General features: G+C 63.8%; 17 protein-coding genes. 2 read left to right on the forward strand and 15 right to left on the reverse strand.

Annotated features, from left to right (window positions below; genetic code table 11):
- Positions 1-97: 97 nt before the first annotated feature.
- The gene (locus tag GBB14_RS01910) at positions 98-2,296 is read left to right on the forward strand and encodes an acyltransferase family protein (protein WP_151528512.1); all 2,199 of its coding nucleotides are present in this window, start codon (positions 98-100) and stop codon (positions 2,294-2,296) included.
- A 125-nt stretch (positions 2,297-2,421) separates the two neighbouring features.
- Here GBB14_RS01910 and ffh read toward each other — a convergent pair whose 3' ends face one another.
- From ffh to GBB14_RS01985, 15 genes are all read right to left on the reverse strand, one after another.
- Positions 2,422-4,050: a signal recognition particle protein gene (gene ffh / locus GBB14_RS01915; protein ID WP_151528511.1), complete on the reverse strand. Its 1,629-nt coding sequence runs from the start codon at positions 4,048-4,050 to the stop codon at positions 2,422-2,424.
- Between the two features lie 62 nt (positions 4,051-4,112).
- Positions 4,113-6,188 (reverse strand): [protein-PII] uridylyltransferase, encoded by a 2,076-nt coding sequence (locus GBB14_RS01920; protein WP_151528510.1) that lies wholly within the window; start codon positions 6,186-6,188, stop codon positions 4,113-4,115.
- A 75-nt stretch (positions 6,189-6,263) separates the two neighbouring features.
- Positions 6,264-6,602, reverse strand: a complete 339-nt coding sequence (locus tag GBB14_RS01925) for a P-II family nitrogen regulator (RefSeq protein WP_151528509.1) — start codon at positions 6,600-6,602, stop codon at positions 6,264-6,266.
- A gap of 215 nt (positions 6,603-6,817) precedes the next feature.
- Entirely contained in the window at positions 6,818-8,107 is a 1,290-nt protein-coding gene (locus GBB14_RS01930) for an ammonium transporter (protein WP_151528508.1), read from the reverse strand.
- A 181-nt stretch (positions 8,108-8,288) separates the two neighbouring features.
- Positions 8,289-9,896, reverse strand: coding sequence for a signal recognition particle-docking protein FtsY (gene ftsY, locus GBB14_RS01935; RefSeq protein ID WP_151528507.1), 1,608 nt, complete (start codon positions 9,894-9,896; stop codon positions 8,289-8,291).
- Positions 9,897-9,953: 57 nt separating this feature from the next.
- A complete protein-coding gene (locus GBB14_RS01940) occupies positions 9,954-13,466 on the reverse strand; it encodes a hypothetical protein (RefSeq protein WP_151528506.1) in 3,513 nt (1,170 codons plus the stop codon).
- 153 nt (positions 13,467-13,619) lie between these two features.
- The gene (smc, locus tag GBB14_RS01945) at positions 13,620-17,132 is read right to left on the reverse strand and encodes a chromosome segregation protein SMC (protein ID WP_192796105.1); all 3,513 of its coding nucleotides are present in this window, start codon (positions 17,130-17,132) and stop codon (positions 13,620-13,622) included.
- 129 nt (positions 17,133-17,261) lie between these two features.
- The gene (locus GBB14_RS01950) at positions 17,262-17,531 is read right to left on the reverse strand and encodes an acylphosphatase (protein WP_225976583.1); all 270 of its coding nucleotides are present in this window, start codon (positions 17,529-17,531) and stop codon (positions 17,262-17,264) included.
- A 90-nt stretch (positions 17,532-17,621) separates the two neighbouring features.
- The gene (locus tag GBB14_RS01955) at positions 17,622-19,082 is read right to left on the reverse strand and encodes a sodium:alanine symporter family protein (RefSeq protein WP_151528503.1); all 1,461 of its coding nucleotides are present in this window, start codon (positions 19,080-19,082) and stop codon (positions 17,622-17,624) included.
- Between the two features lie 60 nt (positions 19,083-19,142).
- Positions 19,143-19,997, reverse strand: coding sequence for a bifunctional DNA-formamidopyrimidine glycosylase/DNA-(apurinic or apyrimidinic site) lyase (mutM, locus tag GBB14_RS01960; RefSeq protein ID WP_151528502.1), 855 nt, complete (start codon positions 19,995-19,997; stop codon positions 19,143-19,145).
- A gap of 7 nt (positions 19,998-20,004) precedes the next feature.
- A complete protein-coding gene (gene rnc / locus GBB14_RS01965) occupies positions 20,005-20,781 on the reverse strand; it encodes a ribonuclease III (RefSeq protein ID WP_151528501.1) in 777 nt (258 codons plus the stop codon).
- On the reverse strand, positions 20,778-21,326 hold the full coding sequence (locus GBB14_RS01970) for a DUF177 domain-containing protein (RefSeq protein WP_151528500.1): 549 nt from the start codon (positions 21,324-21,326) through the stop codon (positions 20,778-20,780). The genes rnc and GBB14_RS01970 overlap by 4 nt, the downstream gene beginning before the upstream one ends.
- A 64-nt stretch (positions 21,327-21,390) precedes the next feature.
- A complete protein-coding gene (locus tag GBB14_RS01975; RefSeq protein WP_151528499.1) occupies positions 21,391-22,131 on the reverse strand; it encodes a DivIVA domain-containing protein in 741 nt (246 codons plus the stop codon).
- 175 nt (positions 22,132-22,306) lie between these two features.
- Complete coding sequence (gene gdhA / locus GBB14_RS01980; protein ID WP_151528498.1) at positions 22,307-23,683, reverse strand: NADP-specific glutamate dehydrogenase; 1,377 nt, start codon at positions 23,681-23,683, stop codon at positions 22,307-22,309.
- A gap of 95 nt (positions 23,684-23,778) precedes the next feature.
- On the reverse strand, positions 23,779-24,909 hold the full coding sequence (locus GBB14_RS01985; protein WP_192796088.1) for a triacylglycerol lipase: 1,131 nt from the start codon (positions 24,907-24,909) through the stop codon (positions 23,779-23,781).
- 165 nt (positions 24,910-25,074) lie between these two features.
- Between GBB14_RS01985 and GBB14_RS01990 the strand changes: the two genes are divergently transcribed.
- A complete protein-coding gene (locus GBB14_RS01990; protein WP_151528496.1) occupies positions 25,075-26,184 on the forward strand; it encodes a glycerate kinase in 1,110 nt (369 codons plus the stop codon).
- Positions 26,185-26,201 lie beyond the last annotated feature (17 nt).

Here is a 26,201-nt window from a genome sequence, read left to right on the forward strand (position 1 = left end):
GCCCGCTGCCACAGGCTTAAACCTTGTCACTGTATATTTTTTCGGTCGGCTTAAGCTGGGCGGAAAAGATGAGCATCAAAGGAGTCGAGTTCACCCAGTGTCTGAGAGCAATGCGCTGAAATCGGTGTCATATCGCTACGACCTCGACGGTTTGCGCGGTGTCGCTATCGCCTTTGTGGTGATCTTCCACGTGTTCGTCGGCCGTGTCTCCGGCGGCGTCGACGTCTTCCTGCTGCTATCCGGCTACTTCTTCCTCGGCTCGCAGCTGCGCTACGCCGAGCGCATGCGCGCCTCCCTTAATCCATGGTGGCCGCTATGGCGCACCATCCGCAGGCTGGTGCCGGCGCTGGTGGTGGTGCTCGTTTCGGTGGCGGGCTTGGTGTGGTGGATGGTGCCCTCGCTGAAGGAGGGCACGCTGGTCAAGCAGCTGCTTGCCAGCCTGCTGTACTACCAAAACTGGGAGCTGGCCACCCAGGACGCCGACTATAACGTGGCCTCGGATAGCGTCAGCCCGCTGCAGCATTTGTGGTCCATGTCAGTGCAGGGCCAATTCTATGTGGCGGCTATCCTGCTCTCCCTCGGTCTGCTGGCGCTGCTGCGCCTGCTGCGCTTGCGCCGCACCCGGGTATCCACGGTGGCGGGGCCCATCCTCATTCTCATCACCCTAGCGTCCTTTATTTATGCGTGCATTCTGCACAACCAGGATCAGGGCCTCAACTACTATTCCACCTTCTCCCGCGCCTGGGAGCTCACCCTCGGCGCCGTCCTGGCCATCTATGGGCACAGGATTCAGCTGAATGAGAAGCTGCGCTCCGCCCTGGCGGTCCTGGGTCTGCTCATGGTGCTCAGCACCGGCCTGCTCTTCGACGGTGCGCAGGTTTTCCCCGGCCCGTGGACGCTTTATCCCCTCGGTGGTGCGGTGTTCATCATCCTCGGCTCCGGCCCAGTATCGACTCTGCTCAGCCGCCGCAGCATGCGCTGGCTCGGCGATATCGCCTATTCCCTTTATCTCTGGCACTGGCCGCTGTTGATCCTCTCGGTGATCTACTTCGATCTCACCGAGCCCAGCATCGTGCTGGGCGTGGCGGTGATCGCGCTGTCCGTGGTGCTGGCCCATATCACCTACACCCTCGTGGAAAAGCCGCTGCGTCAGCACCGCTCCCGCCCGATGAATGATGAGTATGTGGCGTGGAGTGCCTTCCAAGCGATGCAGAATAACTCCGCGGCGCGGCTGCGGGGTCTGGGCGGTGCCAGCGTGGCCACCGTGTTCCTCCTTCTGCTGTCTATCGCGCCGGCCTATGACCAGCAGCTCAGCAACGCCGAGGAGCAGATTTTGGACCCGCAGATCTATCCTGGGGCGCTGGCACTCAGCGGAGCGACTGTGCCGCAGGATGTGGACCCGCAGCCTGATCCGGAGCTGGTTGGCGATCTCTATCCACAGATCGGTTGGGATCGCTGCATGGCCTTTTCTTCCCAGCCCCCAGCCTACTTCCCTACCACCGCCTCCAATCCCGATGGCGAGGATGGGCCCTGTGCCTATGGCGAATTGGATAACTTCAACAAAACCATCTACTTGGTGGGCGGCAGCCACGCCGAGCAATATTCCTCGGCACTCATCGACATCGCTAAGGAAGAGGGGTGGCGGATCATCCCGCAGCTGCGCCAGGGCTGCCCGCTCTTTTTGCAATACGAGGGCGAATACAGCCCGGAGAATACGTGCGCCCGCTATAACCACAAGTCCTTGGATCTGCTGCTGGCAGCCCAGCCGGATCTGGTGCTCTCCACCTCCACCCGCCCGCAGTTCTTGAGCGGCGAGGGCCCCGACCATGTGCCTTTTGATTATGAGCGGGTCTGGGAGCTGCTGGACGAGGCCGGTATCCCCTTCTTGGGCTTGCGCGATAATCCATGGGGCTGGGATGAGGACGGTACGCCTTTCAACCGCACCCAGTGCATGGCCCAGGGCAATAGCGCTGAAGAGTGCGGCGTGGACCGAGACCTCGTCTACGCAGAGGAGGATCCCGCCAAGGAGATCCTGGACGGCTTCGACAATATGCGCTCGGTGGATACCGCTGATTGGTTCTGCGAGGAGGACTTCTGCCCGCCGGTGATCGGCAATGTCTACGTCTACCGCGATCGCAACCACATCTCGGAGGCCTATGCCTACACCCTGAAGGAGAAGCTGCGGGCCGAGCTGAAAAAGATGTTTGCCGATATCGACCCCGACAAGCTCGGCGATCCGGACGCCACCCCCACCACCACCTTCTTCGACGAAAGCGATCCGGTGAACATGCGCTAGGCGCCCTCATCCCGGGCGCGACGGGCACACCGACAGCAGCAGGCGGCCTGCACTCCTCCTTCTCAAGGGAAGCGCAGGCCGCCTGTGGGCTATCGGGCCGCAGCGACCGCGGCGGCCCGATCTAGCTATTTGCCTTTACCGAAGTCCAGCTTGCTCAGATCGATATCTTCCATGCCCTTCGGCATCTTCGGCATACCGGGGAAGCCACCGCCCATGCCGCCCATCTGCTGCTGCAGCTTCTCCAATTCCTCTGGGGAGGGCATGCCGCCACCCATCCCAGGCATGCCGCCGCCCATTCCGGGCATTGCGCCCCGCTTCGGCCCGCGGTTTTTGCCCTTATTGGTGCGCTTGCCCTTCTTATTCTTGCGCCCCTTCGGCTTCTTCTTCGTGGCCGAGCGGCCGCCGCCCATGCCCGGCATGCCGAACTGGCCGGCCATCTTGCTCATCATCTTCTTCGCCTCAAAGAAGCGCTCCACCAACTGGTTCACTTCCGAGACGGCCACACCGGAGCCCTTGGCGATGCGCTTGCGGCGGGAGGCGTTGAGGATCTTCGGGTCCTCACGCTCAGCGGGGGTCATGCCGCGGATGATGGCCTGGATTCGGTCGAGCTGCTTCTCATCCACCATGTCGGCCATCTGCGACATCTGGGAGCCGCCGGGCAGCATCTTCAGGATGTTGCCGATCGGCCCCATGCGGCGGATCATGAGCATCTGATCGAGGAAGTCCTCCAGGGTGAGCTCGCCGGTGCCCAGCTTGGAGGCGGTTTTCATCGCCTCTTCCTGGTCCAGCTTCTGCTCGGCCTGCTCGATCAAGGAGAGCATATCGCCCATGCCGAGGATGCGGCTGGCCATGCGCTCCGGGTGGAAGACATCGAAATCTTCGAGCTTCTCGCCGGAGGAGGCGAACATAATCGGCTTGCCGGTAACCTCACGGATCGACAGCGCCGCACCACCGCGAGCATCGCCGTCCAGCTTGGTCAGCACCACGCCGGTGAAATCCACGCCATCGCGGAAGGCCTCGGCGGTGTGCACCGCATCCTGACCAATCATGGCGTCGATCACGAAGAGCACTTCGTCTGGGTTCACGGCATCGCGAATATTGCGGGCCTGCGTCATCAGCGTCTCGTCGATACCGAGACGACCAGCGGTGTCCACGATCACGATATCGTGCTGAGCTCGCTTGGCCTCAGCGATACCCTGGCGGGCCACATCCACGGGGTCGCCATGGGAGGTGCCCATCTCGTGTTCGCTGCCGAGGGCGGTGCCGGGATCGGGGGCGAAGGTGGGCACACCGGCGCGCTCACCAACGATTTGCAGCTGCTGCACGGCGCCGGGGCGCTGCAGATCGCAGGCCACCAGCATGGGGGTGTGCCCCTGTCCGGCGAGGTGCTTAGCCAACTTACCGGCCAGGGTGGTTTTACCAGCACCCTGCAGACCGGCGAGCATGATCACCGTGGGCGGGTTCTTGGCCAAGTTCAGCCGGCGGGTCTCTCCACCGAGAATGTCAACGAGTTCCTCGTTGACGATCTTGATCACTTGCTGCGCCGGGTTGAGCGCCTTAGAAACCTCCGCGCCGGTTGCCCGGGACTTGATGCGCTTGATAAAGCCGCGCACCACACTCAGCGAGACGTCCGCCTCGAGCAGCGCCAGCCGGATCTCGCGGGCGGTGGCATTAATATCAGCTTCAGTGAGCTTGCCTTTGCCGCGTAGATCCTTTAGCGCCCCTGTGAGCCGGTCTGATAGTGATTCAAACACGAAAAGTTTCTCCCCTAGATGTACGTCTTGTCTCGCTATACATTACCTATACCGGATTTATGCTAGCCGTTGAGCAGGCAGCGCGTCACGTCACGTTCGATCTGCGCGGAGTCATACTCGCCGGCGAGACAAAACTGGGCAATACAGGTGGCACCGGGCCGGCGCAGGCTCAGCCACTCCACCTCTGGCAGCACGCTCAGTAGTGTGCCGAGGATGCCGTGCACATCGGGCGCGCGCACCTCGACGGTGCGGCCATACCAATAGGTGGCCACCATGGAGGTGTGCACCTGCGGCGGGGTGGTGTGCACTCCCGACTTATAGGACTGCACAAAATGCTGAATGTCGAGTTCTGTGCCGAAACGCGGCCGCGCCTTGAGGGCCACGCAGTCGCCATTGACGCCGGCTTTGCGCAGCCGCAGGCCGCTGGCATGAACGGTGGCCAACAGCGTCATCAGCTGGGCGCGGTTCGGAATACGCGCCAGGATCCGGTAGTGCGCGCCCCGGCGCACGACCTCGATGGTCTCAACCTGCTCAATCTGCGGCGGCTGCGGCACAACACAGGTGAGCATCCGCTCGGCATTGCGCACGAGAATGTCCATGCCATAGGCCAGTGTGGAACTATATACCCCCGGCCCGGTGCCGCGCGCATCTGCCTTGGTCAACAGCGCCAAAAGGTTGAGGATGAGCTGATCGTAGTGCACCGCATCGAGTAGCTTATCGACGCTATCCTCGCTACTCACATCCGTGGTGGTGGCCAATTCCGCGAGGGTGGTGTGCTCGAGCACCAAGGTGCGCAGCACCTCCACATCGGCCGCGGCGAAACCCATGCGCTGGGCTTGTGCCACCACCATCTCCGCGCCCACGATGGCGTGCGGCCGGCCGCAGCGCTTGCCCATGTCGTGGAAGAGCGCGGCCAGAAGCAGCAGGTCTGGGCGTGCCGCCGCGATGGTTTCGCTGGCGCAGTTTTCCACCACGGCTATGGAGTGGCGGTCGATGGTGTGAATATGCGTGGGTTCCTTGGGCATGAGACCCCGCACTCTCTCCCACTCCGGCACGAGCGGGCTGAATAATCCGAAGCGGTCCATCGACCGCACCACCTCGAGGGTGTGCTCGGGGCTGGAGAGGACGGTAAAAAAGTCCTCGACTGAGGGCTTAGGCCACGGCTCCGGCAGCGGCGGGCAGGTGCGCAGCGAGGACCACACGGCCGTGGACACCCGCAGCCCGTGGCGGGCGGCTGCGGCGGCAACGCGCAGCGGCAGGCCCGGATCCTCGAAGTTGGTATCGCGCGCCAAGGACACGTGATCGCCTTGGGCAAAAACATCTAAGTCCACCGGCTGGCGGCGGCTGCGGGTCAGCGGGACGCGGGTGATCACATCGCGGGCGCCATCGAGGGCCCGCGTCAGGGCCACATCCACGTTGTGGGCGGCCTCGGCGATGGCGCGGGACAGCTCATAACGATCGGTAAAGCCGAGCTTATCGGCCACGTCCACGGCGAACTCGGGGTCGAGGACATCTCGGTGCCGATGGGCGACCGTGTGCAGCAGCGTGCGGGCGTCGATAAGCAAACGGCGCTCGCGGGAAAGATCAGGGGCGTCCACGAGATTGCCGAGGGCGAGCGCGCGCAGCAACTCAATATCGCGCAGCCCGCCGTGCCCGTTTTTCAGATCCGGCCGAGTCATGGACACGCACGAGCCCGAGCGCCGCCAGCGCTTAATGGCCTCATCGGCGATGTGGTCGAATTTGCGCGGCAGCACTTGCCGCCAGCGATGCCGCACCGCGCGGATGGTGAAGGCAGTGAGCTCCTCGTCGCCGCTGACATGGCACAAATCCAGCAAGGCGAGGCTGGCGCTGGGTTCGGTGGCCAGTACCGAGAGGCAGTCGGCGGTGGTGCGCACGCTGTGGTCGAGGGCGATGCGCGAATTCCAAATGGGATACCACACCTCGGAGAGATCACCGTCGAAATCATCGGGAATGAGCAGCACCAGATCGAGATCGGAATGTGGCGTCATTTCTCCGCGCGCGAAAGAACCGGTGGCCGCGAGAGCGCAGCCTGGGGGCACCTGCACCGTGGCTACCGTCTGGTGCACGGAATCGAGGGTGTCGCTGCGAAACACAGCGGCGGTATGGGAGAGCTTCATAGTCATCAGCATAAAAACAGCCCCCGGTACCCAACGCACGTGGGCCCGGAGGCTGGAGAAAAGAGCGGCGTGAAGTTACAGGGCGTCGGAGCCGCGCTCGCCGGTACGCACGCGCACGAGCTGCTCGATCGGGCTCACCCAAATCTTGCCGTCGCCGATCTTGCCGGTGCGGGCGGCGCTGGCGATGGTGTCGAGCACCTCGTCGAGCTGGGAATCGTCCACAATGGTCTCGATTTTGATCTTCGGCACGAAGTCGATGGCATACTCGGCGCCGCGGTAGACCTCAGAGTGGCCCTTCTGCTGGCCATAGCCCTGGGTTTCGGTCACGGTCATGCCCAGCACGCCGATCTGGGAGAGGGCTTCTTTAATGTCGTTGAGAGTAAAAGGCTTAACGATGGCGGTAACAAGCTTCATGGGACAGTCACTCCTTGGAGATAGCGGTATCGGTGTCCGCGCCGAGCTGTCATCGATGGGCCTCGCATGAGGTCGATGCGCTCCGCGCCTTCGCCGTGCACGCGGCACTAGGGCCGCGTAAATAGGTTGTGCCTACAGAGTGTAGTTATTTCTCATAGTCTGCGTCGGCGGCACCGGATCCGCGATGGACTCCGGTGCCACCTGCCGGGACTGCGCTAGAAGCGCATCGAGGAGGTCTCGTAGGCGGTCTCGCCGTGGATGCGGTAGTCGATTCCGCTTTCCTCATCGGTTTCTTCGATGCGCCAGCCCATGGTGCTGCGGATAATCAGGGCCATGACCACGGTGACCGCGGCGGAGACAATCATCGCCGCGAGTGCCACTGCGAACTGCACCACCAGCAGTTTGAAGCCATCGCCACCACCGCCGTAGAAGATACCGATATTGGTATCCAGTAGCGCCAGGCCGATGGTGCCCCACAGGCCAGCGACTAGGTGCACACCCACCACATCGAGGGTGTCATCGAGGCCGAAGCGGTACTTCCAGCTCACTGCCCAGGCCGCGAGTCCACCGCCAACGGCGCCGAGTGCGAGGGAGCCGACGGGGTCGAGAGCACCGGCGGCCGGGGTGATCGCCACCAGGCCTGCCACCACGCCCGAGGCCGCACCGAGGGAGGTCATGTGGTGATCGCGGATACGCTCCACCACCAGCCAGCCCATAATGCCGGCGGCGGCTGCGGCGGCGGTATTCATCCATGCCAGACCGGCCAGCCCATCGGCGGCAAAGGCGGAGCCGGCGTTAAAGCCGCACCAGCCGAACCAGAGCAGGCCAGAGCCGACCATCACCATGGGCAGGTTGTGCGGGCGGTGCACGTGGCGCGGGAAGCCCCTACGGCGTCCGCAGACTACGGCCAGCACCAGCGCTGCGGTGCCTGCGGCAATATGCACGACGGTGCCGCCGGCGAAGTCTACCGGCCCGATGAGGGCGTCCTCGCCCTCGGTGCCGAACATCCAACCCGCAATGGAGTGGGAGGATTCGGAGAGCAATCCGCCGCCCCACACCATGTGCGCCAGCGGGAAATAGGCAAAAGTGACCCACAGGCCGGCGAATACCAGCCAGGAGGAGAACTTCACGCGCTCAGCGATAGCACCGCTGATGAGCGCCACGGAGATAACGGCGAAAGTCACCTGGAAGGCGACGTCGATAATCGCCGGATACCCGGCTTCACTCATCACGTACTCGCCGGCGCCATCGGTCATCACATTGCGCAGGCCGAAGTCCGTGAAGGGATCGGCCACAATGCCGGCGAGGTCCTTGCCACCATAGGACATGGACCATCCATAAAGAATGAAGATGGGGATGACGACCCCCATCGCCCCAAAGGACATCATCATCGTGTTCAGTACGGACTTCTGGCGGGACATTCCGCCGTAGAACATGCTGAGTGCAGGAGTCATGAGCAACACCAAGGAAGCGGACATGAGCATCCAGCTTGCGTTTCCCTCCATGCTTTCTTCCTTTCTTGCTGCTGTGTCTCGTTATCGTCGGGTATCTATCACCAACAAAAATAACTATAGCCCAATAGAAAAATAAATTCTATTGCCCTATAGAAAGCGGCACCCCTTCATAGGAAAACCGCCCCTATCTGCACAGATAGGAGGCGGTAATCATGCGGTCGCGGGGGTAGCTCTAGCCCAAGAGTGCGTCGACGAAACTCTCCGGCTCGAAGGGCGCAAGATCGTCTGCTCCCTCGCCCAAGCCGACGAGCTTCACCGGCACACCCAGCTCTTCCTGAACTTGGAACACGATACCGCCCTTGGCGGTGCCGTCGAGCTTGGTGAGCACCACACCGGAGATATCCACAACATCACGGAAGGTGCGCGCCTGAATCAGCCCGTTCTGGCCCACGGTGGCATCCAGCACCAGCAGCACCTCGTCCACCTCGGCCTTCTTCTCTACGACGCGCTTGACCTTGCCCAGCTGATCCATCAGACCCTGCGAGGTGTGCAAACGCCCGGCGGTATCGATGAGCACCACATCGGCGTGCTGCTCGATGCCCTGTGCCACGGCGTCGAAGGCCACCGATGCCGGATCGGCGCCTTCCTTGCCGCGCACGGTGGTCGCACCCACCCGAGTACCCCAGGTATCCAGCTGGTCGGCGGCGGCCGCACGGAAGGTATCGGCGGCGCCCAGCACCACGTTGTGGCCCATAGACACCAGCACGCGCGCCAGCTTACCGGTGGTAGTGGTTTTACCGGTGCCATTGACACCCACCACCAGAACCACGGCTGGCTTGCCCTCATTGGGGATGGCGCGGATGGAGCGATCGAGCTCCGGCTGGCAGGCCTCAATGAGGGTCTCGCGCAGCATGGCCCGCGCCTCCTGCTCGCTGGACACACCGCGGGCGGCGATCTTCTCACGCAGATCATCCACGATCTTCATCGTCGCCGTGGAGCCGAGATCCGCCATGATCAGCGTGTCCTCGATCTCCTCCCAAGCATCCTCATCCAGATCGCCGGCGGAGAGAATACCCAGCACAGACTGGCCGATCACATTCTGCGAACGCGACAAGCGTCCACGGAGCTTGCCCAAACGCCCCTCGGCGGGTGCGATATCCTCGCGCTCGACCTCGGCCGGCTCGGGCTCCACCACGGCGGTATCGGACTCCTCCGCCGCCGCAGCAGGCTTATCGACGCCCTCTCGCTGCTCAGCATCGTCCTCGGCAGCAGTCTTGCCCTCAGAAACGACCGGCTGCTCATAGCTCTTGGACGACGCGGACTGGGTTAGCGGCGCCGGCCCGTCACTGACGCTGCGGGCCTGATCCTCCTCGACCGGGGCGTCCTCGACCGGGGCTGGCGCAGGCTGCTCGGTGGCCTTTTCGGCCTCCACCCGATCGATCTCGGCGTCCTCGACGGAACTGATCTGCTCCTCCGCTGCGGTGGGCTCGCTAGGCTCCGCTACAGGCTCCGGTGCCGGCTTCTCCACTGCGGTGGGCTCGGGCTGCGGGGTGTCCTGCGGGGTCGTGGAGGGTTGCGGGCCGTCGAGGCGCTGGCCGTCGCGAAGCTCGGGCTCCTTCTTCTTCGGGGTAGAACCGCTACCGGCGGCGGGGGCGAAGTTAAAGCCGCCCTGCGCCTGATAGTTACCGGATTTCTCCTCGCGGGTGAGCTCCTTGGTCTCCTCTTCGTCCTTCTCGAAAGAGACAGTCTTGGCCTGCTTGCGCTTCAAACCGATCACAATGAGCGCGATCAGCAGCAGCAGAACAACAACAACCGCCGCAATAATATAAGTGGTATCCATAGCGTCAATCCTCACTAGTGGGTCTTTATTGGGATATCCCCGTCCACGTTAGTATCTCTAGCTCGCCAGCGATGGATACTTTTCCGCCAGTACCATTGCCTCGCTCGAGACCACGTCGCCGGTCACCAGATCCGGCACCACGGTGGCCATCTCGGCCCAGCCCGGGCCCACCTCATCCAATAGCTTGGACTTGCCCAGCATGTCGTGGGCGTGCATGCGCGCCGCGAGAGCGAAAATCATCGACACCACCGGTGCCAGCGCCCATAGATCCTGCGGGTTATCGGTATCCACGCCATCCAACTTGTCGAAGCGGATACGCGCCGAGTTATAGAGCCGGCGCTGCGCGCCCTTGATACCGCGCATCAGCGTCAAGGCCGGCTTGATCAGCTTGTGCCGCACCAAGATCTCAGAGAGCTGCTCGCGGTGCTTGAAGGTTTCAAATACCGCCATCAATCGCGTGGAATCCGCCATCATCGGCCCCGGCACGATCTCTGCCTGGGAGAAGAACATCTCCAGCAGCATCTCCTGCTGCGCCGGATCCATGTGCGCGATCTGCACAGTCGAACGATCAATGCAGGCGGTGTCCAAGGTGGCGTCGCGGCCGGTGCTCAGCGTCTCCACCAAGCGCTTACCGGCGGCGTCCTCCAGCTGCTTCATCACGGCCCGCAGCCGCTGTCGAGTCTCGGGGCTTATGGTCTCTTCCTCGAGGGCTGCGGCCAGCTCCGGCAGCCCAGCCAGGGTGCTGAGCACACCAATCCACGCATTGCGGTGAATCTCCGTGGCGTCCACGGTGGCCTCGGCCCCCTCATGGGTGCCGGACATCGGGGTGGCCACCAGCCCGGAGGAGACTACGCAGCCGGGCTGCAACTCGCTGGGCACCAGCGAGGAGGCCAGCCCTGACAGGGCCTGCTGCGGATGGGTACGCACCACGGCGGTGATGGCACGCCGCATCGGGGTATCGGCCCTATCCTCGGAGGCAAGGAAGTCCCAGAGCATCGGCATAATCGCGGGATCGTCGGGAGCGGAGTCGGACTCGCCGGCGAGAAACGCGGAGAACTCGGTAAAGCCCGCCGAGCCGCTGCGATAGTAGCCCTCTTGGGCGATGGTCGATGCCGTTTCTGCGGGCGTGCGCGCGGGACGCTGCACGCTATAGGGATCAGAGGAAAAGAGCTGAATGGCTAGATCGCCAGCGCCCCGATATGCCTCTGGCAGCGGGGTCTGGGCGCTGATCTCGTCGATCGTGCTCGCCAGCGCCCAGGGGGCGGTCAATGGCCAGATCCAGGCGCCCACGCGGTGATCGCTCGGCAGATCGCTGCAGTGCAGGGTATCGTCGACAAGCTCAACCCCAGAGGTCAAGGGAGCAGGGTTGATATCGGCGAGGCCGACGGAGACCTTCCGATTCACGGCCTTATCTACCCACTCCAGGTCCATGCGGCCGGCTGGCATGGCGTTCATCGAGCCCACAAGCCGCGACATATCCGCGGCGAAGGTGTAGTCATCGAGGCGCGTCATCTTCGCGGTGCGCAAGGGGGTGCCGTGGTTATTCCGCACGGAAATACTCGGCTGGCTCACTCCGCCGCCGGCGGGCACGCGCAGGCGCACCATGCCCTGCGGATCGAACTCGGTGGGTTGGACGCGGGCGCGGGTGGTGCGCCACGAGGCCGGTTGGGTCTGCAGCGGCAGCTCAAAGAGCAGCCGCGGCGGGGTATAGCGCAGCGGCAGCTGATCGCCTTCCTCGGTGGTGATGGCGAAATCCACGCCCGCGGCATCGGCTGCCACCTCCACGCGGGAGGGCACCACAGCAAAAGGTTTCTCGCCGTGGCTAATGCGCAGCGTCGCCGGGGAGAGTCCACCCTGGGCGGGGATACGGAAGGTCAGGGACCCACCGGCTACCTCGCTCTGGGTGTGCAGCCCCTCCACCAGGGCGCACTCGTGACGGAAGGACTCATTGCGGGGACCGCGCAAACGGATGAGGTACTCCCCCACCCACGGTGAGTCCCACGCGGCAGGATCAAAGATATCGAAGACGCCGCCCTCTGCGGGCACCTCCAGCGGCTCGGCTGGGGCCACCTCCATGCCTTCCTCGCCGATGCCGGCGAAGGCCGAGATGGTCAGATACCACGTTTCTGCCTGGCCCGATACCGTGGGCGGGAACTCAGCAAGCAGCGACTCGGAATGCACCGGCAGGCCGCTGGTGGTGCGCACGCAGGCGGCGGCCGGGGAGGGATCGCGGAAGATCACGCGCTGGCGGGCATCCACGCAGCGCACATTCTGCTCGCCGGCGCCATCGCGGTCGATCTTCAGGCTCGCCGCATCGGAGGTATCCACGCGCACGCACTGCCACTTATCCCAGCCCTCAACAGCTACCGTGTCGATGATCGGCAGGTCGCGGCCGGTGACCACGTCCACCACCTGGGCGTCATTCGGGCACACCACGCACAGCTCGGGATAGTGCAAGGAGGCCTTGTCGGTGACATTCGCGCCCTTGGGGGTGAAGATCAGGGCGGGATCCTCCGAGTCGATCACCGGCACCACCCAGTTCAGCTCGGTGGTGACATCGTGGATGGCGATCTCGCGGGTCTGGTGCTCCACTGCGATATCGAGCGCCTGAGAGTAGGGGCGCTGCTCGCCCCAGGGGCGGCCGGTGCGATAGACAGTGGTGGTGCCGTCGATAGACACCCGCCATTGAATCTCCTCATTCGGCTGGTTCACCACCTTTTGCTCCGGCAGGCGCAAGCACACCTTCCGGCGGGCGGCGTTCCACATGATGCGGGGGCGCAGCTCGCGGGTACCCACGCCCACGGCGTGCTGGCGATCCTCGGTGCCCACCGGCCGTTCGCGCAGCTCGGCAATTACATGCTCCGCCACTGGCTGCACCATAGCCGGGCTCGGCCACTCATCACTACGCACCCGCCACGTCGCGCCTTGAGAGGCGGTGAATTGGCGGAAGGTCTCCACCGAGTGCAGCACCTCCGCCAGCAGCTCTGGGGCGGCCTGGGCCACCGCGGCCGTGACGGGAAGCTCCTCTGCCTCCGCCAAGAAGGCCACGTCTACCTCGCCATTCTGGGCGTCGAGTAGCTCGAGCAGCCCGGGGATCTCGGCGGCAGTCACGCCGATGTGGGCGGCAAGCACCAGCACCGGAGACTCCGCCATGCCCTCGGGAACGGTGGTCTCGGTGGCTGCGATCACCCGGCGTGCCGCACTATCGGCGGCGGCCACCATGTCCTCGGTGGTGGGCAGCGCCATGCCGGAGAGGTATTCGATGAAAAAGCTCTCGGCGTCAATCATCGTGGAGGCGCGGTTGAGCAGGGTGGCCAGCGCGAGGTTCGGCGAGGAGACCATAAGCTCCTCCAGCTGGGCGCCATCGGCGAGCTGCCGCGATAGAAACGCCCCATAGAAGCGCTCGATGCGCTCAAGTGCATCCGAGCTCAGCGCCCGGAGGGGAAAGGTGGGGGTGTGTTCGAACTCCTGCTTGAGTTCCAGCTCGGTGCGGAAGGCCCACCCGAGTAGAAATTCCGTGGAGGAGGAATCGGCGGCTGTGTTGGTTCTACTACCGGCGCCGGTGCTCATAAGTTGGTGTGGTCCCCTTCTACTGCTTGATCACATACTGTGCGGTACTCGACGCAGCGCGTGGCATGCCTGCGCTAAGAGTCTTAGCGTAGTCCACGTGCCGCGCCAGTTCACCACGACTCCCGATTGCCGGTGCGGGCACGCCCCGAGGCGCTAGGTTGTGGGCTCGCCCACGGCCGGATCGACGCTGCGGGGCTCGCTGTGCGGGCTCATGCGCTGCGAGAGCACCTGGGTGACGCCATCGCCGCGCATGGTCACTCCGTAAAGCACGTTGGCGATGTCCATGGTGGGTTTTTGGTGGGTGATCACGATCAGCTGCGAGGTTTCGCGGAGATCCTCAAACAGCGCGATGAGGCGCCGCAGGTTGACGTCGTCAAGCGCCGCCTCGACCTCGTCCATGACATAAAACGGCGAGGGCCGGGCCTTGAAGATCGCGACGAGCAGTGCCACCGCAGTCAGCGATTTCTCGCCACCGGAGAGCAGCGAGAGTCGTTTCACGCGCTTGCCCGGCGGGCGGGCTTCCACGTCGATGCCGGTACCGAGCATGTCGGAGGGGTCCGTGAGCAGCAGCCGCCCTTCTCCTCCGGGAAAGAGCGTGGCGAAGACCGTGGGGAATTCTTGCTCCACATCCCGCCATGCCTCGGTGAAGAGGGTGAGGATCTGATCGTCCACCGACTCGATCACATCCTCCAGATCCGCCCGGGCCTGCTCCACATCGGCCAGCTGGGAGCTGAGATAGTCATAGCGCTCCTCCAGCGCCTTGTACTCCTCGAGGGCCAAGGGATTGACCTTGCCCAGGGCGGCCAGCTGCTTTTCTGCCTGCTTCAACTCGCGGGTGGTGGCAGCGCGATCAAAGCCCGGGCCGGGGGCGTGCTCGCTGCGCAGCGTAGCAGCATCCACCCCAGTCTGCTCGCTGAGCTTGACGACGCTTTCCTCCAGCCGCACCCGAGTTGTGGACAGCGCCATCTCCACCTCGTGGCGGGCATCACCGAGGCGCGAGGCTTTGTGGGTCGCCGCGGACAGCTCCTCGCGCGCCCGGCGAGCGCTGCTGACTACCGAGGCCTTGCGCTGCTCCAGCTCGTGGCGCTGGGTGGACACGGCTTCCCGTGCCGCCGCCACCCTGCTGCGCATCCGCTCACTTAGCTCCGCCACCACGGCGGCCAGACGCGTCTCCTGCTTGCGCTTTTCCAGCCGTGCCTCATGCCGGGCGCGCTGCTGCTCGGCCTGCATCGCCTGCGACTTCAGTGCCGCGGCCCGGCCGAGGGCTGCGTTTTCGCGCTGCTCGAGCTGGCCCAGCCGCAGCCGCGCCTCGGTGTCCATGGAGCGCAGCTGCTCCACATGCGCGGCCAGGTTGTCTTTCTCGGCGCTGGAGACCTCGGCGGGACTGTCCTCATCCTCGGCCGAAGCCAACAGCTCGGAGACGGTGCGATAATCCTCGCGCGCCTGCTCCAGCTCCTTGCTGGCCCTATCGAGCCGCTCATAGAGAGAGGTGTGTTCCCGCTCCTTATTATCGGTGGCCTTGATCAGCCGATCGACCTCGGCGGCCTTGGTTTTATCCACCGCGTCGAACTCGCGCAGCGCGGCGGTGGTGGCGGCCACATTCACGCGGGCGTCCTCGGCGGCCTTCTTGGTGCCGCTGAGGGTACCGGCCATATCCTCGCGACGGCGCAGCAGAGTGGACAAGGTGGCCTCGGTATCGCTGATCTGCTGGGCGATCTCCACGCTGGTGGAGCCCACAGCCTCCGCATCGCTGCTGCCGCTATCGGTGATGAGCCAGCCATGCCCCTGCACCGCCCCAGCAGGGGTGACGGCGCGCAGCCGCGGATCGGCTTCCACTAGCTCCCGCCCAGCGGCAATATCGGGCACGATCACCACATCCACCAGCATCCGCGTCAGCGCCGAGGACACCGCGGGGGATAGTTCCACCTCATCCAAGAGCCAGCGATGCGCGCCAATATCGGCATCAAGGCGCCAAGGATCGGCCTCGCCGCTGGCGATAAAGGCCGTGGCGGTGGTGTTCTCGGCGGCAAGCCGGGCCCGCAGCTCGGCATCGGGTAGCTCGCCCACAAGCGCCTCGGCGTGGCAGCCCAGTGCCGCCGCCAAGGCTGGGGCGAGGGCGGTATCGACCCGCACGTGTTCGGCGAGCTGGCTATAGTCTGCGGCGATATCCGCGGCCAGGGCGGCGCGGGGACGCTGCTGGCTTAATACCTCCACCTTCGATTCCAGCCGGGAGATGGCCACGTCGAGTTCGCGGTGCTCGGCGCTGACCTCCTCGAGTCGCTGCTCGGCGGCGTGGGCCTCGGCCTGCGCCTGGCGGGAGTCCTCCGCCAAGGGGGCGCGTTGCAACGTGGTGTGCTGCAGGGCCTTCTTCGCCTGCGCGAGCTCCTTGTTCAGCTCGTCGAGGGAGCTGGCAGCCTGGCGCACCTGTTGTTCGCGTTCCTCCACGCGCCGCTCGGCGGCGGCGATGGCTTTCTGCGCGCTATCGACGCGCTCAACCAGACGCGCTACCCCGGCCTGATGATCGGCGATGGCGGCGATGCGGGTGCGGTGCTCGCGTTCGGCGCGCTCGTAGTTCTCCCGTGCCGTGGCCAGCTCGCCGGAAATCTCCTCGAGTTGGGCGGCCGCCATCTCTTTGTCTTCGGAGAGCTCATAGGCTTCTTCCTCGGCCAGCTCGGCTTTCTCGCGTATCTGGGCGGCATCCGGGCCCTGATAGGCCTCCTCGGCGGCACGGCTGGTGCGCTCCCGGGCGATGCGTAAGGTGGCGTCCACCCGCTCGGCTAGGGAGGACAGCTCGAACCACAGGTTCTGGGCCTGCTCGAGCTGCGGGGTCACCTCGTCTACCGCGGCGTCCCATTCAGCAGCCGCGGCCTGCACCTGCTCCAGATCTGCACGTGCCTGGGCGTGGCTATCGATAGCGCGGCGATGGTGTACTTCCGCATCGGCGCAGGCGGCGTCCAGGCGGGTGATGGTATCGCCGGCCAGCTGCAGCCGGTTGTGCCGCACCGTCGCCTGCACCGTGGCGGCCTTCTGCGCCGCCTCGGCCTGACGTGCCAGCGGGCTGAGCTGCTTGCCCAGCTCCTCGGTGAGGTCGCGCAGGCGATCCAGGTTGGACTGCATCCCAACCAGCTTGCGCTGCGCCTTTTCCTTGCGGCGGCGATGCTTGAGCACCCCGGCGGCCTCTTCGATATAGGAGCGGCGCTCCTCCGGGCGGGATTCGAGAATCTCGGCCAGTTTTCCCTGGCCGACGATAATGTGCATCTCTTTGCCGATGCCGGAATCACTGAGCAGCTCTTGAATATCCATCAACCGGGCGCGCGAGCCGTTGATCTCGTATTCGGAGGCGCCATCGCGGAACATGCGGCGGGTAATAGAGACCTCCGAGTAGTCGATGTCGAGGGCACCATCGGAGTTATCGATTGTCAGCGTCACCTCGGCGCGCCCGAGGGGCTTGCGCCCGCCGGCGCCGGCGAAAATGACATCGTCCATCTTGCCGCCGCGCAGGCTTTTCGCGCCCTGCTCCCCCATCACCCAGGCCAGCGCATCCACCACATTGGATTTGCCGGAGCCATTGGGCCCCACGACAGCACAAATGCCGGGCTCGAACTTCATGGTGGTGGCGCTGGCGAAGGACTTAAAGCCCTTCATAGTCAGCGACTTCAAATACACCTTGAATTCCTCCCGGCATGGCCCCAGCTCGCGCTCCTCACTAGGCAGCGGCGCTGGGCTGCCCATCCACGACCTGCCCCGATAGGCAGCACGCGGAAGGGCCAGCGTGCGATGATCACCGCACAGATTTTAGCGGGTGTGAAAACCGCTCGCCCCGCGCGGGTCGGTGTAGTGCGGGATCACCGTCTCCACCGAGCCGGGCCGGTGATGCTTACTGGGCTGCTCACTCAGTCGCTGCACCAGCTCTGCTACGGCCGTCTCCGTGCCTTCGGCCACCACGCAGACCCGGCCGTCCACGAGGTTTTTCGCATATCCAGCGAGCCCGAGCTCTTTCGCGTTTTGCAGGGTCCACCAGCGAAAACCGACGCCTTGGACGTGGCCGTGCACCCACGCCGTCACCCGCGTGCCGGCGGCATCTTCGGCGCGGGAGGCGTCAGGCTCGCTGCCGGCCGCTGCTGCTGAGGAGTGATCCTGCGACGGGCACATCGATTAGAAATCCTTTGCCTTTTCTTCGCGGTGGGTCAGCGGATCGGAGCCGTCCCAGCATTCCATGCCGTCCCAGCCGCGCAGGCCGGGCACATCGTCGCGGTGGAAGACGGGGTTCTGGCCCTTGGCCCGCTGCTCGGAGAAGTTCTTCAGCACGGCCACAGCCACGCCGCCGAGCGGGATGATGACCACCAGGTTGATCGTGGCCATTAAACCGGAGAACACATCGGCCAGCGACCACACCAGCGGCACGGTGCCCAGCGCGCCACCGAAGACGCACAGGCCCACCACAACGCGGTAGATGGTGAGGGCCTTCGGGGACTTGGTGAGGAATTCAATATTGGACTGGCCATAGTAGTAGTTACCGATCACCGAGGAGAAGGCCAGGAAGATAATCACCACGGTGAGGAAGTGAATGCCCCACGTGCCCACGGTGGAGGCCAGTGCGGTTTGGGTGAGCTCGATACCGCCATCGCTGGCTGCGTAGTCGCCGCGGGAGAGCAGGATGATGAATGCGGTGATGGTGCACACCACGAGAGTGTCGAAGTACACACCCAAGGTCTGGATTAGGCCCTGCTTGGCGGGGTGAGAGACACTCGCGGTCGCAGCGGCATTGGGCACCGAACCCATACCGGCCTCGTTGGAGAACAGGCCACGCTGCACACCTCTCATGATGACTGCACCGAGGGTGGCCCCAGCGAACTCGCGGATACCGAAGGCGTTGAGCACGATATTTTCCAGCATGCGGGGCACCTCGGTGATATTCAGCGCCACCACGATGAAGCCCATGACGATATAGGCCACGGCGATCACCGGGACAACCACCTGGGTGAAGCCACCGATGCGGCGAATACCGCCGAAGATCACCACGTAGGTCGCCGCCGCCATGAGGGCGCCGATGATCATCTTGGCGGTCATGGTGTCCATATCGAAGGACAGGGTGACGGCCGCGGCGATGGAGTTGGACTGCACCGCATTGAATACGAAACCATAGGTGGTGACGATGGCGATGACATAGATCAGCGCCAGCCAGCGTGCGTTGAAGGCCTTCGTGATGTAGTAGGCCGGTCCGCCGCGGTAGGAATCCTCATCGCGCACCTTATATACCTGCGCCAAGGTGGACTCCACGAAGGCGGTGGCGCCGCCGAGCAGCGCAAATAGCCACATCCAGAACACCGCACCCGGTCCACCGGTGGCGATAGCGATGGCCACACCGACAACGTTACCGGTGCCCACGCGCGAGGCTGCGGAGATGGTGAAGGCCTTAAAGGCGGAGACGCCCTGCTTGCCTTCCGAGATATCGGAGGGCTTTTCCGTGATGGACTTGAACATCTCCGGCACGAACCGGAGCTGGACGAGCACGGTGCGCACACCGAAGTACACGCCAGCAATGACCAAAAGGGCGATGACTAGGTACCAGAAGTACTCATTAAATGAGTCAATCGCAGCGGTGAAAGATTCCATGAGGAAAAATATACCGCCGGACACGAATTCTTCCTACCGTAATGCTAGTCACGCAAGCGGTTAGTGCTGGCAGCGGCCACAAAAATAGGTGGAGCGACCCACCACTGTGATTCTTCTTATCTCAGTGCCACAGCGCGCACAGGGGAGCCTTTCCTGCCCATAGGCGTTGAGCGATCGCGCGAAATAGCCGGACGCACCATTGACGTTCACATAGAGATCATCGAAACTGGTGCCGCCTTGAGCAAGGGCCCGCCGCATTACCTGCTGCCCGGCCTCCAGCAGCGTCCGCAGCCGCTGTAGGCTGATGCGCTGGGCAGATCGCGTCGGCGCAATTCCTGCTGCCCACAGCATCTCATCAGCATAAATATTGCCAACACCGGAGACGATGGTTTGTTCCAGAAGCAGCGCCTTAATCGGGCGCGCCCGCTGCTTCAGCGCCGCCGCCACCTGCGGCAGCGACACCTCAGGATCGAGCAGATCGCGAGCGATATGGCTTATCGACGCCGGTATGCGCTGCCCCTGCTCGCCCAGAGGCACCAGCTCATCTAGGCGCCAGTAGCCAAAGGTGCGCTGATCCACAAACCACACGGCAGGCCCGTCCTCCAGCTGCAGGGCGGCCCGGAGGTGCGGATGGGCGTCATGGGCATGAGGATCCGTGCTGAGCAACATCTGCCCTGACATGCCGAGGTGCACTACTACTGCTTCCTCGCCGTCGAGACGCAGCCACATAAACTTTCCGCGCCGAGAGACCGCCTCGATCCGGCGGCCACACAGCCGGGCGGCGAACGCCTCCAGCGAGTCCTCATTGTGGCGGATAGCCCGCGGATGCAGGATGCGGGCCGCTGCGATGCGGCGCTGTTGCAATCGTGGCGCCAGGCCGCTGCGCACCACCTCTACCTCGGGTAGTTCCGGCATCGGGGTACTAGTCCACGCTGGCGGCGTCGAAAAGCGGCAGGGTGTCCCAGTCGTGCTCGAGGGCGGGCACCGCTTCGCGGGCGGCCTGCTGCTCGGCAGATTTCTTATTGGGGCCTTCTCCCCTACCCACGAGGCGGCCCTCGATCACGGCATAGGCGGTGAAGTGGCGCTGGTGATCAGGGCCGACAGCGGTGCAGTGATACAGCGGTGCGTCCCGCTTATTCTCGGCGGCGCGTTCTTGGAGCGCCGTTTTATAGTCCACGTGCAGCCCCGTGCTGCGAGCGGTTTCGATCTTGCGCCCGAAGAGGGTAAGCACCACCTGCTCGGCCACGGCGAAACCATGCTCGATATAGATAGCACCCAGCAGCGCCTCGGTGGTGTCGGCCAGGATGGAATCCTTATTCGCGCCATCGGTCATCAGCTCGCCCTTGCCCAATAAAATATGGGGGCCGAGATTGATCTCGCGGGCGATATCCGCCAGGCCATAGCGGGAGACAATAGAGGCCCGCATCTTCGAGATATCGGACTCGGGGCTGTGCGGATAGTTGTGATAGAGCCGAGTGGCGACGGACAGCCCGAGAACGGCGTCGCCAAGAAACTCGAGCCGCTCATTATTGGGCAAATGCTCGTGCTCATTGGCAAAAGAACGGTGTGTCAGCGCGAGCTTCAGGCTGTCATCGGAGAGTTCCACACCGAGCGCCTGCAGCAGCGGGGCATGATCGACCTCGTGAAAACGCTGCTCCCATGCCTTTTCGCGGGGAATACGCTGTTTACGACGACTCACTGAAACTTCTCCAATCCTGCCCACCGCGGATCAATGCGGTCTTCCTCTTCTTCGCCCGAAACCCCATCAGGGGCAGGCACGAGATCATAATCGCACTCGTCGCCATAGTCCTCGCAGGTGGGGCTGAAGGGTAACTCGAGGCCCACCGTAGTGGTCAGGGCCTCCAATAAGTCGATGCGGCCGGAATCAATGTGGCCGAGAGAATCCTCCAACTCATCGGCAGCATCCTCGTCACCGGCGGCGTCATCATCAATAAAGTCGGCGGATTCGGAATAGACCCGCGAAATACGGAAGTCCTGCTCCACGCTCAGCGGCTCGAGGCACCGGGCACACTGCCCACTCAAGGTGGCGTGCACGGTGGCATCAACCATGATGGCATCACCAAGCGGGGCCAGGGTGGCGTCAACGGCCAGCTCCGAGCCCTGGTCAATAGCAATCAATTCCAGCCCAATGCGCTCAGGCGCGAGGCCGGTAGTGGATTGATAGTCCGTATTCGCCGAGGGCGAAAGCAGATGTGCTACATCGAATGTCAGTGGTGATGTCATGCACTCTAGACTACGTTGCTTGCCCCGCGCGGGCGAAAGCGCGGGAGTCAGCGGCGGCTGCGGACTAGAGCTCCTCGCCGTAGTCGTAACGCTGGTTATCGCTCGAGCGGCCGCTTCCTACGGCGCCGGCGCCGCGTCGCAAAGCGGTGCGGTCACGGGAGACCACACGCAGGGTGGCGTTGAGGCTGTCCTCGAACTCGGCCAGCTTGGCATCCACATAGTCATCGCACTCGGCGCGCAGTCGGTTGGAATCGGCATGGGCGGCATCCACCACGCGGTGTGCCTCCTCGTTGGCGCGGCGCACCACCTCGGACTCGGAGACCAAGCGCTGCTGCTCCGCCAGGCCCTCGGACACGGAGCGATCATAGGAGTCATTACCCTGGGCCACGAGGCGCTCTGCCTCCGCCTCAGCGCGATCGATACGATCCTCCGCCTCGCGGTGAGCATCATCGGTTACCCGTCGGGCCTCATCTTCTGCCTCGGCTACGAGACGGTGGGCCCGATCCTGGGCGTTATTGACCATGGCCTCGGAGTCGCGGTTAGCGGTATCCATAATCTCGTTGGCGTCGGCCTGCGCCTCGCCGACGATGGCATCGGCCTTGGTAGTGGCCTCGTGCACAATCTCGTCACGCTTATCCAATACGTCCTGCGCATCATCAATTTCTACCGGCAGGGCATTGCGTAGCTCATCAAGCAGCATGAGCATGTCATTGCGCGGCACCATGCAATTGGGGGTCATAGGCACGCCATAGGCCTGCTCTACGGTTTGGACCATTTCATCAAGGGTTTCAAAGACGCGATACATGGCCCTTACTCTACCGTGACGCAGCCACCTCGGGGTGGAGTGACATGGGCGTATGCAGGCGAAGAAAACGGCGCTACGCTTTCTTAACCCTGCAACAAGAGACACCCTGCCCGCGGCCACAAGGGCCGGAGGACAGGGTGTGTCAGTAGCGGGATAGCATCCCGCGGGGAGGGTGTTAGATAACGCCCTGCGCCAGCATGGCGTCGGCAACCTTCTTGAAGCCGGCGATGTTAGCGCCGATGACGTAGTCACCGTCGTGGCCGTACTCCTCGGCGGTACGCTTACATGCGCGGAAGATATTGCGCATGATCACGTGGAGACGCTCGTCGGTGTACTCGAAGGACCAGGAATCGCGGGAAGCGTTCTGCTGCATCTCCAGTGCGGAGGTAGCAACACCACCGGCGTTGGCGGCCTTACCGGGGCCGAAGGCGATCTTCCTCTCGCGGAAGACCTCAACAGCCTCCGGGGTGGACGGCATGTTGGCGCCCTCAGCAACGTACTTACAGCCGTTGTCGATAAGCTTCTGGGCGTGCTCACCGTTGAGCTCGTTCTGGGTAGCGCAGGGCAGGGCCACATCGCACTCGAGATCCCAGATAGAGCCGTCGGAGTGGTAGGTAGCACCCTCAACCTCGTCGGCGTAGGCGGAGATACGGTCGCGGCGGACCTCCTTGATCTCCTTCAGCTTGGCCACGTCGATGCCGTTCGGGGTGTGGATCCAACCCTGGGAATCGGAGCAGCCGATCACCACAGCGCCGAATTCCTGAGCCTTCTCGATGGCGTAGATAGCCACGTTGCCGGAACCGGAGACGATCACCTTGGCGCCATTGAGGGACTCCCCGTCGGCAGCCATCATTTCCTTGGTGAAGTACACCAGGCCATAACCGGTGGCCTCGGTACGCACCAGGGAGCCGCCCCACTCGAGACCCTTGCCGGTAAGGACACCGGACTCGTGCTGGTTAGCCAGACGACGGTACTGACCGAAGAGGTAGCCGATCTCGCGGCCACCCACTCCGATGTCACCGGCGGGGACGTCGCGGTACTCGCCGATGTGGCGGTGCAGCTCAGTCATGAAGGACTGACAGAAGCGCATGATCTCGGCGTCGGACTTGCCCTTGGGGTCGAAGTCGGAACCACCCTTGCCGCCGCCGATGGGCAGGCCGGTGAGGGAGTTCTTGAAGATCTGCTCGAAACCGAGGAACTTGATGATGCCCAGGTTCACGGAGGGGTGGAAGCGCAGGCCGCCCTTGTAGGGGCCGAGTGCAGAGTTAAACTGCACGCGGAAACCACGGTTGACCTGAACCTCGCCCTGATCATCAACCCACGGCACGCGGAAGATCAGCTGACGCTCCGGCTCACAGAGGCGCTGGATCAGGCCGTAGTCCGCATAGTGCGGATCGTTGTCGAGGACGATCTTGAGGGATTCCAGAACCTCGAGCACCGCCTGGTGGAACTCGGGCTCGCCAGCGTTACGCTGGCACAAGCGGTTGTAGTACTCCGAGATCTGTGCGTCAACAGACTGCACATCATCGTTCTTAGTGGCGGTAATCGTCATAATTCTCCAATTCCCATATCCCTCGTGAACTCGAGGGATGAATTTCTATCGTCTTACCGATATCCAGTCTCTTGCTCAGGGGGAGTATGCGCAACTTAGCCATGTGTTACGTATGTCACACCTTCAGGGTTTGCCGTATCACCCCTCAGTTTCCGCAGGTTGTCCACCACAATTAGCTCCGACACATCGAAGCCGAGAGGGACCGGGCGGCAGTCAATCTCCCCCCATTCACCCCCGCTTTGCCAATTGTCCAATAGGTTTAACACCGCGCTGAGCACAGTCGGGTTGTAGGGAGAGTACATATGCCCACCGAGATTCTGCGGGCACACCTCCTGCAGCACCAGATTCTGCGTGTTCGGGCCGTAAATCTTTTGCACGTCTACATCCCAGATCATTTCGTCCACCCGCGTGGAAATAGTGGTATAGCGCGGCCCGGGCACAGTTTCTTCTGGGGTGTTCTGCTCCTTGATCGCCTGGGAGTTGCGCAGTAGCTGCTGCAGGCTCGGCTGCAGCACGCGATCGAGGCCGCGGCTGAGTGCTGCGCTCGACTCCCCCGCCGCCTGCTCGTGGAGATGATCCACCACGGTGCCGAGATGAGCCGGACCACCGCCGCGCGTCGGCGAGGCGATTCCAATCCAGCTGCGGGTGAGCTCACCCCGATCGATAGAGTTCACCCACATGCGAGCCACCGAGGCGCCTTGGGAAAAACCAATGATGTGCACGCCCGTCGCCCCAGAGGTGGCTAGCGCCGCGCGTACCAGCTCATCCACCTGTGCCGCCGATTCTTCGAGCGGGCGATAGCCGAAGCCCCGATCCGGGTCCGGCCCCATGCCATAGTCCAGTCCAAATACACACCAGCCGGCGTCCACGAGCCGTGGCCCTAATTCCGCGTAGTCGCCATAGAAGGTGGAATCCGTGCCATGCACCAGGATCACGGCCTCCTGCCGCTCTGCGGTGGCGCGACAGGAAGGATCATTAGTCCCCTGCGGCTGCAAGGGGCGAACCTCGGAGTCGAGCAGCACCCGTTTCGCAAGAGAGGGCCGCGCCACGCGGGGGCCATCCACACCTGGGGCTGCCACCGCGGGAGTCGCGCTCGCGGTAGGTGTTGCGCCCGCCGCGGGTCTAAGAACAGCCGTGGATAGTGCCATGACAGCCAGAATCGCAGCGACTGCCCTCGTGCTGCGACCCATCGTCGCTGCGCGCCGAATGCGCCATCGTGTATCCATCAGCATTGCTCCTTAAACAAGGTCGAGATTTCACCGCTCTCGCGGCGCATCGTCGCCGCGCAGCGCCGTTCACTCACTTCCTAGTGAGCATAACGGGCCAGCGCACCACAGAGAGCGCAGATAGCGTAACCGTGGAGAGTGGCTTGCCTAATACACTGTGAAGCTATGACTGATCGCCCGACGACGTTTCTTCTGGCCCCCGATTCTTTTAAAGGCACTGCCACAGCACAGCAGGCCTGCGCTCATCTTCGCGCGGGCATTCACGAGGTGCTTCCGGCCGCCGAGGTCATCGCCGCCCCCATGGCCGATGGCGGCGAGGGAACATCCAGCCTCTTTGCCGGAACCCCGATCACTCTGCCCACAACCTCCGCCGATGGCAGGCTTATCGACGCCACTTATACCTTCATTCCGGCCCAGGACTCCAGCCCAGCCACCGCGGTGATTGACGTGGCCGCCGCCTCTGGCCTGCCCCAGGTCGGCGAGGGACACAGCCCGCTGAGCTCGGATACCTATGGCACCGGCGTGCTCATCGCCGATGCGGTGGAGCGCGGCGCGCAACGCATCGTGCTCGGCTTGGGCGGCACTGCCACCGTCGATGGTGGCACCGGCATTCTCGTCGCCCTCGGGGCGGTGCCCATGGATCACCGCGGCTATATGCTGCGCCAGGGCGGCGGGGAGCTGCGCAACCTCGATTTCATCGATACCGCGCAGCTGAACGTGAAGGCCGCCGCCGTGGACTGGGTACTGCTAGCGGATGTGACGAACCCCGCCACCGGAACACAGGGGGCGGCGGCAGTATTTGGGCCGCAAAAGGGTGCCAGCGCCGCAGACATTGAAATTCTGGACGGCGGTATTGCGCAGCTGTGCTCGGTCTGCGACGTGGACCCCACCACCGCCGGCTATGGCGCGGCGGGAGCACTCCCAGTGGGCTTGAGCTGGCTATCGGGGCTCATCCACGGCACAAACGAGCACATTCAGCTCGTGCCCGGCGCGGAATTTGTGGCCGCCCACCACGCCCTTGCTGACAAGATTGCTGCCGCGGATGTGGTGGTCACGGGCGAGGGCCGAGTGGACGATACTTCCTTCGGCGGCAAGGTGGTAGGCCATATCAGCGAGTTGGCTGCGGCAGCTGATACCACCGCCGTAGTGGTGTGCGGGCGCTATGAGGCACAGCAGCGCCCAGCGATGGTGCAGGAACTCGCCCCTGGGATGGATGTGGCCGAGCAATTGCGCGCCGCCGGCAGGCAGCTCGCCGCAGACTGCGCTCGGGGCTAACCGCGGCGGCGTTGAGC

It is taken from the genome of Corynebacterium sp. 51B, assembly GCF_008930785.1.
GTDB classification, from domain to species: Bacteria; Actinomycetota; Actinomycetes; order Mycobacteriales; family Mycobacteriaceae; genus Corynebacterium; species Corynebacterium megadyptis.